Origin of the sequence: Streptomyces longwoodensis, from assembly GCF_001514125.1 — a bacterium.
Classification (GTDB): domain Bacteria; phylum Actinomycetota; class Actinomycetes; order Streptomycetales; family Streptomycetaceae; genus Streptomyces; species Streptomyces longwoodensis.
Genome location: NZ_KQ948563.1, coordinates 58,469 through 73,754, shown reverse-complemented (window position 1 = coordinate 73,754; position 15,286 = coordinate 58,469). Strand labels below are relative to the sequence as shown.

The 15,286-nt window shown below is 72.5% G+C and carries 15 protein-coding genes; 7 read left to right on the top strand and 8 right to left on the bottom strand.

The window, feature by feature from the left end; translation table 11 throughout:
* Positions 1 to 366 (bottom strand): YbjQ family protein, encoded by a 366-nt coding sequence (locus AQJ30_RS31685; protein ID WP_067240790.1) that lies wholly within the window; start codon positions 364 to 366, stop codon positions 1 to 3.
* Positions 367 to 500: 134 nt separating this feature from the next.
* On the opposite strand from AQJ30_RS31685, the gene AQJ30_RS31680 reads away from it, so the two are divergent.
* The gene (locus AQJ30_RS31680) at positions 501 to 1,562 is read left to right on the top strand and encodes a DedA family protein (protein ID WP_079084426.1); all 1,062 of its coding nucleotides are present in this window, start codon (positions 501 to 503) and stop codon (positions 1,560 to 1,562) included.
* A gap of 33 nt (positions 1,563 to 1,595) precedes the next feature.
* Here the strand turns inward: AQJ30_RS31680 and AQJ30_RS31675 are convergent, their stop codons facing one another.
* Entirely contained in the window at positions 1,596 to 3,266 is a 1,671-nt protein-coding gene (locus AQJ30_RS31675; RefSeq protein WP_067240788.1) for a threonine/serine exporter family protein, read from the bottom strand.
* 127 nt (positions 3,267 to 3,393) lie between these two features.
* Positions 3,394 to 3,885 (bottom strand): inorganic diphosphatase, encoded by a 492-nt coding sequence (locus tag AQJ30_RS31670; protein ID WP_067240787.1) that lies wholly within the window; start codon positions 3,883 to 3,885, stop codon positions 3,394 to 3,396.
* A gap of 79 nt (positions 3,886 to 3,964) precedes the next feature.
* Between AQJ30_RS31670 and dacB the strand changes: the two genes are divergently transcribed.
* From dacB to folE, 6 genes are all read left to right on the top strand, one after another.
* Complete coding sequence (gene dacB, locus AQJ30_RS31665; protein ID WP_067240785.1) at positions 3,965 to 5,725, top strand: D-alanyl-D-alanine carboxypeptidase/D-alanyl-D-alanine endopeptidase; 1,761 nt, start codon at positions 3,965 to 3,967, stop codon at positions 5,723 to 5,725.
* Between the two features lie 171 nt (positions 5,726 to 5,896).
* A complete protein-coding gene (locus AQJ30_RS31660; protein ID WP_067240783.1) occupies positions 5,897 to 7,021 on the top strand; it encodes a zinc-dependent metalloprotease in 1,125 nt (374 codons plus the stop codon).
* Positions 7,022 to 7,292: 271 nt separating this feature from the next.
* Positions 7,293 to 8,375 (top strand): tRNA lysidine(34) synthetase TilS, encoded by a 1,083-nt coding sequence (tilS, locus tag AQJ30_RS31655; protein ID WP_067240781.1) that lies wholly within the window; start codon positions 7,293 to 7,295, stop codon positions 8,373 to 8,375.
* A gap of 50 nt (positions 8,376 to 8,425) precedes the next feature.
* Positions 8,426 to 8,986 (top strand): hypoxanthine phosphoribosyltransferase, encoded by a 561-nt coding sequence (gene hpt, locus AQJ30_RS31650; RefSeq protein WP_067240779.1) that lies wholly within the window; start codon positions 8,426 to 8,428, stop codon positions 8,984 to 8,986.
* A 206-nt stretch (positions 8,987 to 9,192) separates the two neighbouring features.
* Complete coding sequence (gene ftsH, locus AQJ30_RS31645; RefSeq protein WP_067240777.1) at positions 9,193 to 11,232, top strand: ATP-dependent zinc metalloprotease FtsH; 2,040 nt, start codon at positions 9,193 to 9,195, stop codon at positions 11,230 to 11,232.
* Between the two features lie 133 nt (positions 11,233 to 11,365).
* On the top strand, positions 11,366 to 11,977 hold the full coding sequence (gene folE, locus AQJ30_RS31640) for a GTP cyclohydrolase I FolE (protein ID WP_067240775.1): 612 nt from the start codon (positions 11,366 to 11,368) through the stop codon (positions 11,975 to 11,977).
* 93 nt (positions 11,978 to 12,070) lie between these two features.
* On the opposite strand, the gene AQJ30_RS31635 is transcribed toward folE, so the two are convergent.
* The 5 genes from AQJ30_RS31635 to folP form a co-directional block, all read right to left on the bottom strand.
* Entirely contained in the window at positions 12,071 to 12,556 is a 486-nt protein-coding gene (locus tag AQJ30_RS31635) for a DUF3180 domain-containing protein (RefSeq protein WP_067240773.1), read from the bottom strand.
* 61 nt (positions 12,557 to 12,617) lie between these two features.
* A complete protein-coding gene (gene folK / locus AQJ30_RS31630; protein ID WP_067240771.1) occupies positions 12,618 to 13,229 on the bottom strand; it encodes a 2-amino-4-hydroxy-6-hydroxymethyldihydropteridine diphosphokinase in 612 nt (203 codons plus the stop codon).
* Entirely contained in the window at positions 13,226 to 13,585 is a 360-nt protein-coding gene (gene folB, locus AQJ30_RS31625) for a dihydroneopterin aldolase (protein ID WP_067240769.1), read from the bottom strand. Before folB ends, folK begins: the two co-directional genes overlap by 4 nt.
* A 239-nt stretch (positions 13,586 to 13,824) precedes the next feature.
* Positions 13,825 to 14,328, bottom strand: coding sequence for a nuclear transport factor 2 family protein (locus tag AQJ30_RS31620; protein WP_067240768.1), 504 nt, complete (start codon positions 14,326 to 14,328; stop codon positions 13,825 to 13,827).
* Positions 14,325 to 15,203 (bottom strand): dihydropteroate synthase, encoded by an 879-nt coding sequence (gene folP / locus AQJ30_RS31615; protein WP_067240766.1) that lies wholly within the window; start codon positions 15,201 to 15,203, stop codon positions 14,325 to 14,327. Before folP ends, AQJ30_RS31620 begins: the two co-directional genes overlap by 4 nt.
* Between the last annotated feature and the right edge of the window lie 83 nt (positions 15,204 to 15,286).

Here is a 15,286-nt window from a genome sequence, read left to right as displayed (position 1 = left end):
TCACTCCTGGGCCAGGATCACCGCCGTGCCGTACGCGCACACCTCCGTGCCGACGTCGGCCGCCTCGGTCACGTCGAAGCGGAAGGCCAGCACCGCGTTGGCGCCCCGCGCGCGTGCCTGCTCGACGAGCCGTTCCATCGCCTGGTTGCGGGTCGCCACCAGCGTCTTCGTCAGGCCCCTCAGCTCGCCGCCGACCATCGACTTCAGGCCGGCGCCGATCTGGCTGCCCAGGTGCCGCGAGCGCACGGTCAGTCCGAAGACCTCACCGATGACCTGCTGCACCCGGTGCCCGGGCACGTCGTTCGTCGTGACGACCAGTACGTCGGGGCGGGGGTCCTGCCCACCGCCGTGGTCCTCGATGCTCATGGACACAGCTTTGTGCCGGGGCGCCCACAGTGCATCCTGAGGGGGCCCATGGAACCTGGGCCCGGTCGGCTGCGTTGATACGTTGAGGCAGCCAGCCCCCCGCCCGCACCCCCACCCGCAGGAGCCACAGACCCGTGACCACGCTTGCGCTCGGCCCCGAGTGGCTCAGCCCGGACTACCTGATCGAGACGTTCAGCCTGCCCGGCATCCTGCTGATCGTCTTCGCGGAGTCCGGGCTGTTCGCCTTCCTGCCCGGCGACTCCCTGCTGTTCACGGCCGGTCTGTTCGTGGCCGAGGGCACCTTCATCAGCCAGCCGCTGTGGCTGGTGTGCACGCTGATCGTGCTGGCCGCCGTCCTCGGCGACCAAGTGGGCTACATGATCGGGAAGTTCCTCGGTCCCAAGCTCTTCGGCCGGCCCAACTCCAAGCTCTTCAAGCAGGAGAACCTGGACAAGGCCCACGAGTTCATGGAGAAGTTCGGCCCGAAGGCCATCGTGCTGGCCCGCTTCGTGCCCATCGTGCGCACCTTCGCCCCGATCGTGGCGGGCGCCGGCCGGATGAAGTACCGCACGTTCCTGGTCTACAACGTCATCGGCGGTGTCGCGTGGGGCACCGGCGTCACCCTGGCGGGCTACTGGCTGGGCCAGATCGGGGTCATCAAGAACAACGTCGAGGCCATCCTGGTCCTCATCGTCCTGGTGTCGGTCGTCCCGATCCTCATCGAGTACCTGCGCGAGCGCGGCAAGAAGAAGAAGCGCGCGGCGGCGCAGGCCTCCGAGGAGCCCGAGGCCCCGCGACACCAGCACCAGCACCAGATGATGGACGACGCCACGACCCAGCTCCGCCGCATAGAGCCGGAGCCCCGGCACCCGCAGCAGGCCCGGCAGCACCAGCAGCCGTACCCGCAGCAGTACGAGCCGCAGCCTCAGCACCAGCAGGCGCCGTACGCCAACGACCAGGGCTACCAGCAGGGTTACGACCAGAACGAGTACTACGGCGGTCAGTACCCCCAGCAGCAGCACCAGCACCAGCACCAGCCGCAGCAGCAGCCGTACGGCGCCCAGCAGGGCGGCTACCCGCAGCAGGACGACGGCCCGTACCAGCAGCGCGACAACGGCCCGTACCCGCAGCAGGACAACGGCCGCTACCAGCAGCAGAACAACGGCCCGTACCCGTACGACCAGGGCGGGTACTGACCGGCCCGGGCGGCGGTCCGTCAGCCGCCCGGCTCAGAAGCCGCGGGTCCGCTTCGCCGCCCTGCGCTTCTCCACCGAGACGCGCAGGAACAGCCGGGAGACCTCCGACCCGAGGTTGACGCCGATCGCGATGGCCATGGCCAGCGCCGCCGCCTTGGTCAGCGACACCAGCCCGCGGTCCACCTCGTTCTGCGCGATGGCCAGCAGCCCGAAGTACGTGGCGGAGCCCGGCAGCAGCGGCCCGATCGCCGCCGTCGTGTACGGCAGCGCCGACGCGAACCGGTAGCGCGAGAGCAACTGCCCGAACAGGCCCACCAGGCCCGCCGCGGCCGCCGTGGAGGCCACCGGTGAGATCTCGCCCGTGTAGCGCATCGCGCCGTAGACGACCCAGGCGACACCGCCGTTGAGGGTCACCGCGAGCACCGTGGACCGCTCCTGCTGGAGCAGCACCGCGAAGGTCAGCGACAGCACCATGGACGCGACGGTCTGCACCACCGGCCGCTGCGCCCCGACCAGCGCCGCGTCGGGGTTGAGGTGGGCGCCCAGGCTCACGCCCACGTAGAGCACCACCAGCACCCCGACGACGATGCCGACGAAGAAGTACATGACCTCCAGCAGGCGCGCGGCCGCGGTGATGTAGAAGCCGGTCAGCCCGTCCTGCACACCCGCCACCAGCGCCCGCCCCGGCAGCAGCGCGAACAGCCCACCGGTGATCACCCCGGACGCGGCCACGTCGACGTGGGCGAGCGTCAGTGCGACCCCCAGCGCCGCGGGCGGCATCGCGGCCACCAGGAACTGGTAGAACTCCGGCAGCCCGCGCCCCGCGCACAGCCAGGCCAGCCGGTCGCCGAGCATGGCGCCGACCGCCGCCGCCAGGAACACCAGCACCCCGCCGCCGACCAGCACCGAGGCCGCTCCCGCGAGCAGCCCGCTGGCCGAGGTGAGCACCCAGGTGGGGTACGGGTGCCGGTTGCGGCGGATCTCCGCGAGGCGCCGGTAGGCGTCCTCCAGCGACAGGTGGGTCTCCGGGTCACTCAGGTCGTCCACGAGCCGGAACACGGCCGCCAGCCGCGTGTAGTCGCTGCCCCGGCGGCGCACCGTGCGCGACGCCGTCACCGGGTCCTCCACCAGCGACGGCTGGTAGGAGATCGACAGCAGCGTGAAGGTGACGGTCGGCTCGCAGCGGTCCAGGCCGTAGCTGCGGCACACCGCGAACATGGCCGCCTCGACGTCCTCCGCGCCCTCCCCGCCGGCGAGCAGCAGCTCGCCGATGCGCAGGGTCAGGTCCAGCACGCGCGGAACGGCCGGCCCCTCGTCCTCCGCCTTCGAGCGGTGTTCCAGCGCGGGCCGCTCGGTCACCGGCATGCGCAGCATCGCCCGCATCCGGTCCTGCCAGGGCACGTCCTTGGCGAGGCTCACCGCAGGCATCCCGGCGGGCGGCGTGAACGCGGCCGGCGCGCTGCGCGCGTCGTACGTGCTCGGCAGGCTGAACGCCGACCCCTCCGGCTCGGCGGTGGTCACGTGCGGCGCGTCCAGCCCTCGCGGGAGGGCGAACTCCGACGTGGTCTCCGCCTCACCACCGGTCCTGTGGACCGCCAGCCCCTCGGGGAGGGCGAACTCCGAGGTGATCTCCGACGTCGACTCGCCGTCGTAGCCACTCCTCGCCTCGTCCGACTGCGGCTTGCGGTCCTCCGCCTCCGTCACTGAGCAACGCTCCCTGAACGACACATTCCGTATCCCTCAGTATGCGCACGGAGATCCATTCGACACACGAAGGGGCCGCACGCGCACGCGTGCGACCCCTCGGTGTGCCTGCTCAGAGAATCAGAGCTCAGTGGCCGCCCTGCTCCTTGAAGCGCTTGTACGACCGCTCGATCTCCGTCTCGGCGTCCGTGCGGCCGACCCAGTTGGCGCCCTCGACGGACTTGCCGGGCTCGAGGTCCTTGTAGACCTCGAAGAAGTGCTGGATCTCCAGACGGTCGAACTCCGACACGTGGTGGATGTCGCGCAGGTGCTCCACGCGCGGGTCCGTCGACGGGACGCACAGCAGCTTGTCGTCGCCGCCGGCCTCGTCGGTCATCCGGAACATGCCGATCGCGCGGCAGCGGATCAGGCAGCCCGGGAAGGTGGGCTCGTCCAGGATGACCAGCGCGTCCAGCGGGTCACCGTCCTCGCCGAGGGTGTTCTCGACGAAGCCGTAGTCGGTCGGGTAGGCGGTCGAGGTGAAGAGTCGACGGTCCAGGCGGATCCGACCGGTCTCGTGGTCCACCTCGTACTTGTTCCGCGAACCCTTCGGAATCTCGATCGTGACGTCGAACTCCACCGGTGGCTCCTCCATGATCAACACATACTTCGGGTGATTAAGTGTCCCTCACGCAGGTGTGTGATCGCGAAAGGGGCTGGTGGTCGTGCCAGAACTGAGGCCTTGGCGGGCCGCGGGACCGCACGCGGCACGGGTCGCCGCCGCCCTACGCCCCCGTCTGGCCCGGGTCGCGGCGGCCGTGGCACCACCGCTCGCCCGGCTGCGGCGGAACGTCTCCGCGCGGGTCACGCCGTCCGGCGCACCGCGGGACACGGACGCCGCCGGCCCCCGGGTGGCCCGGGTCGCGCGGGCCGTCCAGCCACGGGTCGCACGGCTGGTGCAGGCCACGAAGGCGCGGGTTGGGCACCTGCGCGGCTCACGCCCGAAGCCCGGCCCGCACTGGCGCTACACCGCGGGTGCGACGACCGTCGGGCTGGCCCTGGCCGCCGGTGTGGTCACCGCCGCCGGCCCCTGGGACTCCACCGGTCAGCGTACGGCCGAGCGGGACCACGCCGTCGCCCTCGACCGCACGGGTGGCACAGATCACGGACCCGCGCACGGCCCGACGCACCCCGGGGACGCCGTACCGCGCCCCGCGCCCAGCGCCGCCGCCGTCCTCACCGGCCTCGGCGGCGCCACCGGCAACACCGTGAAGTCCGCGCCGCAGTCCGCCCCGGACCCGGCCGCCGTCGCCACCGTCCTCGGCCCCCTCCTCGGCGACCCGGCGCTCGGCCCCCTGCACACCGCCGCCGTCGTCGACGTGGCCACCGGACGGCTGCTCCACGGCTCCGGCGCCGACCAGGCCCTGACGCCCGCCTCGACCACCAAGATCGCCACCGCCGTCGCCGCGCTGTCCGCGATGGGCCCCGACCACCGCCTCACCACGCGCACTGCCCTCGAACCCGACACCGGCGAACTCGTCCTGGTCGGCGGCGGCGACCCCACCCTCACGGCGCGCCCCCGCGCCGACGGCTGGGCGAGCCTGCGCACCCTGGCCGGCTCGACCGCGGCGGCGCTGAAGAAGCGCGGCATCCAGCGGGTCACGCTGTCGTACGACACCACCCTGTTCGCCGGGTCCGGTCGGCACCCCATCGGGGACAACCCCAACCTCGCCCGCGTCACCGCCCTGGCGGCGGACGAGGCCCGCACCGACGACTCCACCAGCGGCCCCGTACGGCGCTACCCCGACCCGGCGGCGCAGGCCACGAACGAGTTCGCCGCGTTCCTCAACGCGGCCGGCATCGCCACCTCGCCCCCCGGCCCCTCCAAGGCGTCCACCCGCGCCGAGACCCTCGCGACGGTGTCCTCCCCGCCGCTGTCCGCGCTGGTCGAGCGGATGCTCACCAACAGCGACAACGACATCGCCGAGGCCCTGGCCCGCCAGACCGCCCTCGCGACCGGCACGCGCGCGGACTTCGCCGGCGGGGGCGCGGCGATCGGGGCGCAGCTGAAGAAGCTCGGACTGCCGCATGCGGGGGCCGTCTTCCACGACGGCAGCGGGCTGGACCGGACCGACAAGCTCACCGCGCGGCTGCTCACCGCCCTCCTCACCAAGGCGGCCGACCCCACCCGGCCCGGTCTGCGGGCCGCCCTCACGGGGCTGCCGGTCGCCGGGTTCACCGGCACGCTGTCCACGCGCTACACGGACGGGCCGGCCGACGGCGCGGCGGGCGTGGTGCGCGCCAAGACCGGCACGCTGACCGGCGTCAACACCCTGGCCGGCACGGTCGTCGACCAGGACGGACGCCTGCTGGCGTTCGCGTTCCTCACGGCGGACCCGGAGAGCCCGGGGCCGGCGGGGCCGGTGCAGGCGGCGCTGGACCGGGCGGCTACGGCGCTGGCGGCGTGCGGCTGCGGCTGAGCGGGGCGGTTCGTGGGGGTGGGCCGCGGTTGTCGTCGGGGTGCGGGGCCGGTGGGGGCTGGTCGCGCAGTTCCCCGCGCCCCTTCGGTGGGAGCAGCGAAGGACGTTGAGCAGTAGCCCCTGGTGCTCCGTGCTCTGCCCCAAGGGGGAGGGCTCACGTACGGTTGACGCATGACGAGCATCGGTGGTGCCGAGATGGTCGACTGGAATCTCGCGGTCGCGACCGCGACCCGGCTCGTGCGGCCGGGCCCCGAGGTGAGCCGCGACGAGGCCAGAGCCGTCGTCGCCGAGCTGCGCCGTCACGCCAAGGCCTCCGAGGAGCACGTCCGGGGCTTCACCCGGATGGGCACCGAGGAGATCCACGACACCCCGGTCCTGGTCGTCGACCGCCCCGGCTGGGTCCGGGCGAACGTCGCGGGCTTCCGGGAGATCCTCAAGCCCCTGCTGGAGAAGATGCAGGAACGTCGCGGCAACAGCGCCGGCGGCGCGGTCCTCGGCGCCGTCGGCGGCAAGGTCACCGGCGTCGAGCTGGGCATGCTGCTGTCGTTCCTGTCCTCCCGCGTCCTCGGACAGTACGAGACCTTCGCCCCGGCCACCCGCGACCTGCCGGCCGGCGGGAGCGGCGGCGGCCGCCTGCTGCTGGTCGCCCCCAACATCGTCCACGTGGAGCGCGAACTCGACGTCGACGTCCACGACTTCCGCCTGTGGGTGTGCCTGCACGAGGAGACGCACCGCACCCAGTTCTCCGCCGTGCCCTGGCTGCGCGACCACCTGGAGGGCGAAATCCAGTCGTTCTTGGCGGAGACCGACGTCGACCCCATGACCTTCCTGGAGCGGATCCGCGAGGCGGCCCAGTCGCTGGCCGGCGGGCGTCCCGAGGCGGAGGAGGACGACGGCGGCCGGTCCCTCGTCGAGCTCGTGCAGTCCCCGGCGCAGCGCGAGATCCTCGGCCGCCTCACCGCGGTGATGTCCCTCCTGGAGGGCCACGCCGACTTCGTGATGGACGGCGTCGGGCCCGCCGTCGTGCCGAGCGTCGCCGAGATCCGCGAGAAGTTCCAGCAGCGCCGCGCCAAGGGCGCCTCCCGCCTGGACACCGCCCTGCGCAAGCTGCTCGGCCTGGACGCCAAGCTCCGCCAGTACCGCGACGGCGAGCGCTTCGTGCGGGCCGTCGTCGACGAGGTCGGCATGGACGGCTTCAACCGCGTCTGGACCAGCCCGAACACGCTCCCCACCAAGGCGGAGATCTCCCGGCCGGCGGACTGGATCGCGCGCGTGCACCGCCCCGCCGGGTCCTGATCCCACCCGCCGGGCAGAAACGGCGGGCAATTCACGGGCAACGGCGAGCAACGACGGGCGCGGACGGGAAACGACGGGCGAGGACGTGGAGGGACGCGGAAGGAATCGGCCGACGGCAGACGAACGCCGCTCCAATCACCCGTCCGAGGGACCGTGAGGCTCCCGCAGGCGTGCAATGCTCGGGGAGCGCCCCGGTTCTGTCACCATCTACACACTCTGCGTGACCGGACTTCGGGCTCACCCCCCGAAAACTTCATGAAGGGAACCGGACATGGGTCCCCATCCTGCGGTCGCGGCGATACGCCTGGCGGTCCGCCGCGTCCTCCACGACATCCTGACCGAACAGACCTCCGCGCAGCGCCCGGTGCCGACCCCGGCGGCCGCCGGATCCCCGGCGCCGTTCGTCCCGGCCGCCGCGCACCCCCCGCACGAGCGCCCGCAGTCGCCGCTCGTGCTCGTGGCATGCTCCGGCGGGGCCGACTCCATGGCCCTCGCCTCCGCCCTCGCCTTCGAGGCGCCCCGGCTCGGCATCCGCGCGGGCGGCGTCACCGTCGACCACGGCCTGCAGACCGGCTCCGACCAGCGCGCCGCCGAGGTCGTCCAGCGCCTGCGCGAACTCGGGCTCGACCCCGTCGAGTCGACCGCCGTCACCGTCGGCCGCGAGGGCGGCCCGGAGGCCGCCGCGCGCGACGCCCGCTACGCCGCCCTCGACGCCGCCGCTCGGCGCCACGGCGCCGCCGCGGTCCTCCTCGGCCACACCCGGGACGACCAGGCCGAGACCGTCCTGCTCGGTCTGGCCCGCGGCTCCGGCATCCGCTCCCTGTCGGGCATGGCCGCGGTCTCGGGGGCCGGCGGCCGTTACCGGCGCCCCTTCCTCCACCTCGACCGGCAGACCGCCCGCAAGGCCTGCATGGCCCAGTCGCTGCCCGTCTGGGACGACCCGCACAACGCCGACCCCGCCTACACCCGGTCCCGGCTGCGGCACGAGGGCCTGCCCGCCTTGGAGAAGGCGCTCGGCAAGGGCGTCGTGGAGGCCCTCGCCCGGACGGCCCAGCTCTCCCGCGACGACGCCGACGCCCTCGACACCTGGGCCCGCCAGGCCGAGGCCGCCGTACGGGACGCCACGGGCCTGCTGGAGTGCGCCAAGCTCTACGCCCTGCCGCCCGCCGTGCGCCGCCGGATCCTGCGCCGGGCCGCGATCGAGGCCGGCGCTCCCGCCGGTTCCCTGTTCGCCCGCCACATCGAGGAAGTCGACCGGCTGATCACCGGCTGGCGCGGCCAGGGGGCCATCAACCTCCCCGGCCGGGTCGTCGCCCAGCGCCAGGGTGGCAGACTGGTGATTCGGCAAGGCTGAATCCGACCCCCTGCGGCGGAGCGCGACAGCCGGTGGGACGACCGAAAGTGATGCGGGTGGACGCGAAAGACATGGGTGCCGACCTCCAGCAGGTGCTCATCACCAAGGAAGAGATCGACGCGAAGCTGGCCGAGCTGGCCGCGAAGATCGACGCGGAGTACGCGGGCAAGGACCTGCTCATCGTCGGCGTCCTGAAGGGCGCGGTGATGGTCATGGCCGACCTCGCCCGGGCGCTGTCCACCCCCGTCACGATGGACTGGATGGCGGTGTCCTCGTACGGCGCGGGCACCCAGTCGTCCGGCGTCGTGCGGATCCTGAAGGACCTCGACACCGACATCAAGGGCCGGCACGTCCTGATCGTCGAGGACATCATCGACTCCGGCCTGACGCTGTCCTGGCTGATCAACAACCTCGGCTCGCGCGAGCCGGAGTCGCTGAAGATCTGCACCCTGCTGCGCAAGCCGGACGCCGCCAAGGTCGCCATCGACGTGGAGTGGGTCGGCTTCGACATCCCGAACGAGTTCGTCGTCGGGTACGGGCTCGACTACGCGGAGAAGTACCGCAACCTGCCGTTCGTCGGGACGCTCGCGCCCCACGTCTACGGCGGCTGAGTCCCCTTCCCGTCCGGTCACTGGGCCGGACGGGCCGGTTCGGCCCGGCGACCGGGAACCCCAGCGGGTCCCCCGCCGTTGGACCATGCGGACGGCCTCCCGGCTCTCCGGTGCGGCTTCGGCCCACGATGCTGGGGTACCGTCAGAAGAACTGTCTTATCAAACTCACTATGGCAGGAGGGACGGGGCGGCTCCGCTCCGTATGGATGGACGTGAAGCGATACTTCCGTGGGCCGGTCATGTGGATCGTGCTGGCCGTCCTTGCCGTGGTCGTGTTGATGCAGGTCGTCGGCTCGTCCGGCGGCTACAAGACGGTGGACACCGGCCAGGTCGTGGCAGCGATCAACGACAACAGGGTCGAGTCGGCCAAGCTCACCACCGGTGACGAGCAGACCATCAAGGTCACGCTCAAGGACGGCGAGAAGGTCGAGGGCAGCTCGAAGATCCAGGCGAGCTACATCGGCGACCAGGGCGTGACCATCGCCAACACGCTGCAGACCAAGTACCAGGACAAGCAGATCACGGACGGCTACACCGTGGCGCCGTCCAAGCAGAACCCGTTCGTCGGGATCCTGCTCTCCCTGCTCCCCTTCGTCCTCATCGTGGTCGTCTTCCTGTTCCTGATGAACCAGATGCAGGGCGGCGGCAGCCGCGTGATGAACTTCGGCAAGTCGAAGGCCAAGCTCATCACCAAGGACACCCCCAAGACGACCTTCTCGGACGTCGCGGGCTGTGACGAGGCCGTCGAGGAGCTCCAGGAGATCAAGGAGTTCCTGCAGGAGCCGGCGAAGTTCCAGGCCGTCGGCGCCAAGATCCCCAAGGGCGTGCTGCTCTACGGCCGTCCCGGCACCGGCAAGACGCTCCTCGCGCGCGCCGTGGCCGGCGAGGCCGGGGTGCCGTTCTACTCGATCTCCGGTTCCGACTTCGTCGAGATGTTCGTCGGTGTCGGTGCCTCCCGCGTCCGCGACCTGTTCGAGCAGGCCAAGGCGAACGCCCCGGCGATCGTCTTCGTCGACGAGATCGACGCGGTCGGCCGCCACCGCGGCGCCGGCCTGGGCGGCGGGCACGACGAGCGCGAGCAGACCCTGAACCAGCTCCTCGTCGAGATGGACGGCTTCGACGTCAAGGGCGGCGTGATCCTCATCGCCGCGACGAACCGGCCCGACATCCTCGACCCGGCGCTGCTGCGGCCCGGCCGCTTCGACCGCCAGATCGCGGTCGACCCGCCGGACCTCCAGGGCCGTCTGGAGATCCTCAAGGTCCACCAGAAGGGCAAGCCGGTCGCGCCCGACGTCGACCTCGCCGCGGTCGCCCGCCGCACGCCCGGCTTCACCGGCGCGGACCTGTCGAACGTGCTGAACGAGGCGGCCCTGCTGACGGCCCGCAGCGACAAGAAGCTGATCGACAACTCCATGCTGGACGAGGCGATCGACCGTGTGGTGGCGGGCCCGCAGAAGCGGACACGGATCATGTCGGACAAGGAGAAGAAGATCACCGCGTACCACGAGGGCGGACACGCCCTGGTCGCGGCGGCCTCGCCGAACTCCGACCCGGTGCACAAGATCACCATCCTGTCCCGCGGCCGTGCCCTGGGCTACACGATGGTCCTGCCGGACGAGGACAAGTACTCCACCACGCGCAACGAGATGCTGGACCAGCTGGCCTACATGCTCGGTGGCCGCGCGGCGGAGGAACTGGTCTTCCACGACCCGACCACGGGCGCGGCGAACGACATCGAGAAGGCCACGGCCACGGCCCGCGCCATGGTCACCCAGTACGGCATGACCGAGCGGCTGGGCGCCATCAAGTTCGGCGGCGACAACACCGAGCCGTTCCTCGGCCGTGAGATGGCTCACCAGCGCGACTACTCGGAAGAGGTCGCCGCGCTGGTGGACGAGGAAGTCAAGAAGCTCATCGAGAACGCGCACAACGAGGCCTGGGAGATCCTGGTCGAGAACCGCGACGTCCTCGACAACCTCGTCCTGAAGCTGCTGGAGAAGGAGACGCTGGGCAAGGAGGAGATCGCCGAGATCTTCGCCACCATCGTCAAGCGTCCGGCGCGGCCCGCCTGGACCGGCTCCTCGCGGCGCACGCCGTCCACCCGTCCGCCGGTGCTCTCCCCCAAGGAGCTCGCCCTGACGAACGGCGCCAACGGCGCGACGCCCGCGATCTCCACGGTCAAGTCCACGGCGACGGAGTCCGCCCCGGTGGCGGAGCCCGCTCCGGAGGACCGCCCGGACAGCTGACCAGGCCCGGAATGGATGCCGCGCCCCCCAGGTTCTAGCCTGGGGGGCGCGGCTGTTCGTGTGACCGCCCGGACCGACCGCCCCCGCAGCGCGTGACCCACACGTGTGACCCGCAGAGGAACGAGGCACGAAGATGACCGACCCCGTCACGCTGGACGGCGCCAGCGGCGGCGCCAGCGGCGAGTTCGACGAGAAGCGCGCCGAGAACGCCGTGCGCGAGCTCCTGCTGGCGGTCGGCGAGGACCCGGACCGCGAGGGCCTCAAGGAGACGCCGGCGCGCGTGGCACGGGCCTACCGGGAGATCTTCGCGGGGCTGTGGCAGAAGCCCCAGGACGTCCTGACGACGACCTTCGACATCGGCCACGACGAGATGGTCCTGGTGAAGGACATCGAGGTGTTCTCCACCTGCGAGCACCACCTGGTCCCGTTCCGGGGCGTCGCCCACGTCGGCTACATCCCGTCCTCCAGCGGCAAGATCACGGGCCTGTCCAAGCTGGCCCGGCTCGTCGACGTCTACGCCCGGCGCCCCCAGGTGCAGGAACGTCTCACCACGCAGATCGCGGACTCCCTGATGGAGATCCTGGAGCCGCGCGGCGTCATCGTCGTCATCGAGTGCGAGCACATGTGCATGTCGATGCGGGGCATCCGCAAGCCCGGTGCGAAGACCCTCACCTCGGCGGTGCGCGGCCAGCTGCGGGACGCCGCGACCCGCAACGAGGCGATGAGCCTCATCATGGCGCGCTGACGCGCGCCGCTCGTGGCCGGACGTGAGCCGGTCGGTGCCCCCGCCGCCCGCTTCGCGCGGCGGGGGCACCGGCTCAGGCCGGTTCAGGCCCGGTCAGGCGGCCGACGTGGCGCCCTTGTCGTGGTCGTCGTCCTCGGGGAGCCTGCAGACGCGTTCCAGGAAGATCCCGGCCGCTATGACGCCGATGCCCGCCAGGACCGAGAAGCCGGCGTAGATGGCCTGGTCGCGGCGGGCGGGGATGTCCAGGGACTCCAGCAGGACCACGCCCGTGCCGCCGTACATGCCCGCGACCAGCGCCGCGACCAGGGCGCTGGCCTGGCCGAAGACGACGGCGCGGGCCGCCATCAGCGGGTCGACGCCCTTGGCCTCGGGGCGGCGCTCGCGCTGGGCGCGCAGGCGGGCCCGGAGCGAGAGCGCCGTGGCCAGCAGGACCACCGCGATCAGGGCCAGCACGATGGGCGCGGCCAGGGGGACGCTGGGGAGGGTCCCGAGCGAGTTCCAGAGGCGGGCGCCCGCCCAGGACAGGACACCGGCCACGACGAACACGCCGGCCAGCAACCTGATGCGCAGCTCTCTCACGGTGATCCTTCAGCTCCCCCGGCCGGGCCCGGCGTACGTGTGGTGTCCTCGACCTTAACGACTACTCGGGCAGCCGGAGTTCCAGGTCGGCGCGGGGCGCGACACCCTCGCGGGTGACGCCGCCGAGGAGGTCGGCCACCGGGCCGCGGCCGGGCAGCTGGGCGGCGGGCTCCACGTCGTGCCACGGGGCGAGCACGAAGGCCCGTTCGTGGGCGCGCGGGTGGGGGAGCGTCAGGTGCGGGTCGTCGGAGACGACCTCGGCGTAGGCCACGATGTCGACGTCCAGGGTGCGGGCGCCCCAGCGCTCCTCGCGGACCCGGTGGAAGGCCTCCTCGACGGCGTGCGCCCGCTCCAGGAGGGACGACGGGGGCAGGGTGGTCTTCAGCAGCACCACGGCGTTGAAGTACGACGGCTGGCTGCCCGGCTCGACGCCCCAGGGCTCGGTCTCGTACACCGGGGAGACGGCCTTCACGCGGACGCCCGGGGTGTCCTCCAGGGCGTCGATGGCGCCCTGGAGGGTCTCCAGGCGGTTGCCCAGGTTGGAGCCGAGGGAGATCACGGCCCGCTGCGGGTTGTGCAGCGTGGTGTCGGCGGCGTCGACCTGCTCGACGACCGAGGCCGGCACCGGCTGGACGGTCGGGTCCGTCGGACCCTGCGTGAAGGACGCGGTCATGCTCGGCTCCGGATGATGGTGACGGTCACGTCGTCGAACGGGACGGTGATCGGCGCGTCCGGTTTGTGGACGCGGACCTCGACCTCCTGGACCTGCTCGTGCTTCAGGCACGTCTCGGCGATGCGCTCGGCGAGCGTCTCGATGAGGTTGACCGGCTCGCCCTCGACGACGGCCACGACCTCCTCCGCCACGATGCCGTAGTGCACGGTCTTCGCCAGGTCGTCGTCGGCCGCGGCCGGCCGGGTGTCCAGTCCCAGCACGAGGTCCACGAGGAAGGTCTGGCCCTCCTCGCGCTCCTTGGGGAACACGCCGTGGTGCCCGCGGGCCTTCAGGCCGCGCAGCGCGACACGATCCACGCGAATCACTCCTGCAATCGTCGGTGACGGCCGGTCGCTGCCGCGTGCGGGCGGCTCGCCGGCCTCGAACGAATCTACCTGCGGCCACCGACAGCGGCGGGCCGCGGGGGCGCCCGCGGGTGTCGGACCGGCCGGTTCCGCCGGGCGTTCCCCCCGGGGAACCCCGGTGGCTCACCGGTCGGTGGCCGCTCCTGCCGCCGGCGGGTGATCCCCACCACGCCCCGAGGAGCGTCTACCCCTCAGGAGGGGGTCTCCTCGTCCTCGGCCTCGTCGTTTTCGGCCAGAACCGGCGAGGCGTGGTGCGACCACAGCTTCCAGCCGTCGGGCGTGCGGCGGAACACGTTGGTGGCGACGACCAGCTGCCCGACGAGCGGGCCCAGCTCCTCGCCGTCGTCCGGGGCGGGGCCGCCGCTGAGGATGTTCTCGGTGCAGGTCACCACGGCGGTGTCGCCGGTGACCGAGACGTGCACGTCGGTGAGGAAGAACTGGATGTAGTCGGTGTTCGCCATGATCAGCGCGTACGACCGCAGCACCTCGCCCCGGCCGGTGAGGACCGGCCAGCCCGGGTGCACGCAGGAGACCACGCCGGTGTCGGCCGGGTCGTGGTACGTCTCGTCGACGCCCAGGTCGGCCGGGGTGAGCCAGAGCGAGGACACCTGTTCGAAGTCGCCGCGCTCGAGCGCCTCGTAGAAGGCGGCGTTGGCGGCCTCGACCCGCTCCACGTCCGTGTGCGCGGCGGTCACCGGGTCCCACCCGCCTGCCGGGCGCCCTCGAGGGCGCGCGCGACCCGTACGGCGTCGGCCGTGGCGTGCACCTCGTGGACGCGGACGGCCCAGGCGCCGGCCTGCGCGGCGAGGGCGGAGACGGCCGCGGTGGCCGCGTCCCGCTCCCGCGCGGGCGGGGGCGCGCCCTCGGGGCCGGCGAGCACCCGGCCGAGGAACCGCTTGCGGGAGGCGGCCACCAGCAGCGGGTGGCCCAGGGCGCGCAGGCGGTCGAGGTGGGCGAGCAGGGTCAGGTCGTGCCCGGCCTCCTTGGAGAAGCCGAGGCCGGGGTCGACGACGATCCGGTCCGGGGCGATGCCCCCGGCGAGAACGGCCTCCACGCGCGCGTGGAGCTCGTCGACCACCTCGGAGACGACGTCGTCGTAGACGCCGCGGACGGCGCCGCCCTCCAGGAAGCCGCGCCAGTGCATGACGACGAAGGGGGCTCCGGCGTCGGCGACGACGGGGACCATCGCGGGGTCGGCGAGGCCGCCGCTGACGTCGTTGACGAGGGCGGCGCCGGCCGCGAGGGCCTGCTCGGCGACGGAGGCGCGCATGGTGTCGACGGACACGACGACGCCCTCGGAGGCCAGGCCGCGGACGACGGGGATGACGCGGCGCAGCTCCTCGGCCTCGTCCACGCGCGTGGCGCCGGGGCGGGTGGACTCGCCGCCGACGTCGACCAGGTCGGCGCCCTCGGCCACCAGGGTGAGGCCGTGCTTGACGGCGGCCGTGGTGTCGAACCAGCGGCCGCCGTCGGAGAAGGAGTCGGGCGTGACGTTGACGACGCCCATGACCGCGCACCGGTCCCACTCGGGAAGACCGGCGACCCGCCCGCGTCCGCTCTGCTTGCTCATACGTTCAGCCTAGGCCCAGGGCACGACAGGCTGTGCGGCACGCACGCGTGGTGCGGGTGGGTGAGGGGGGTGAGGGGCGGGGG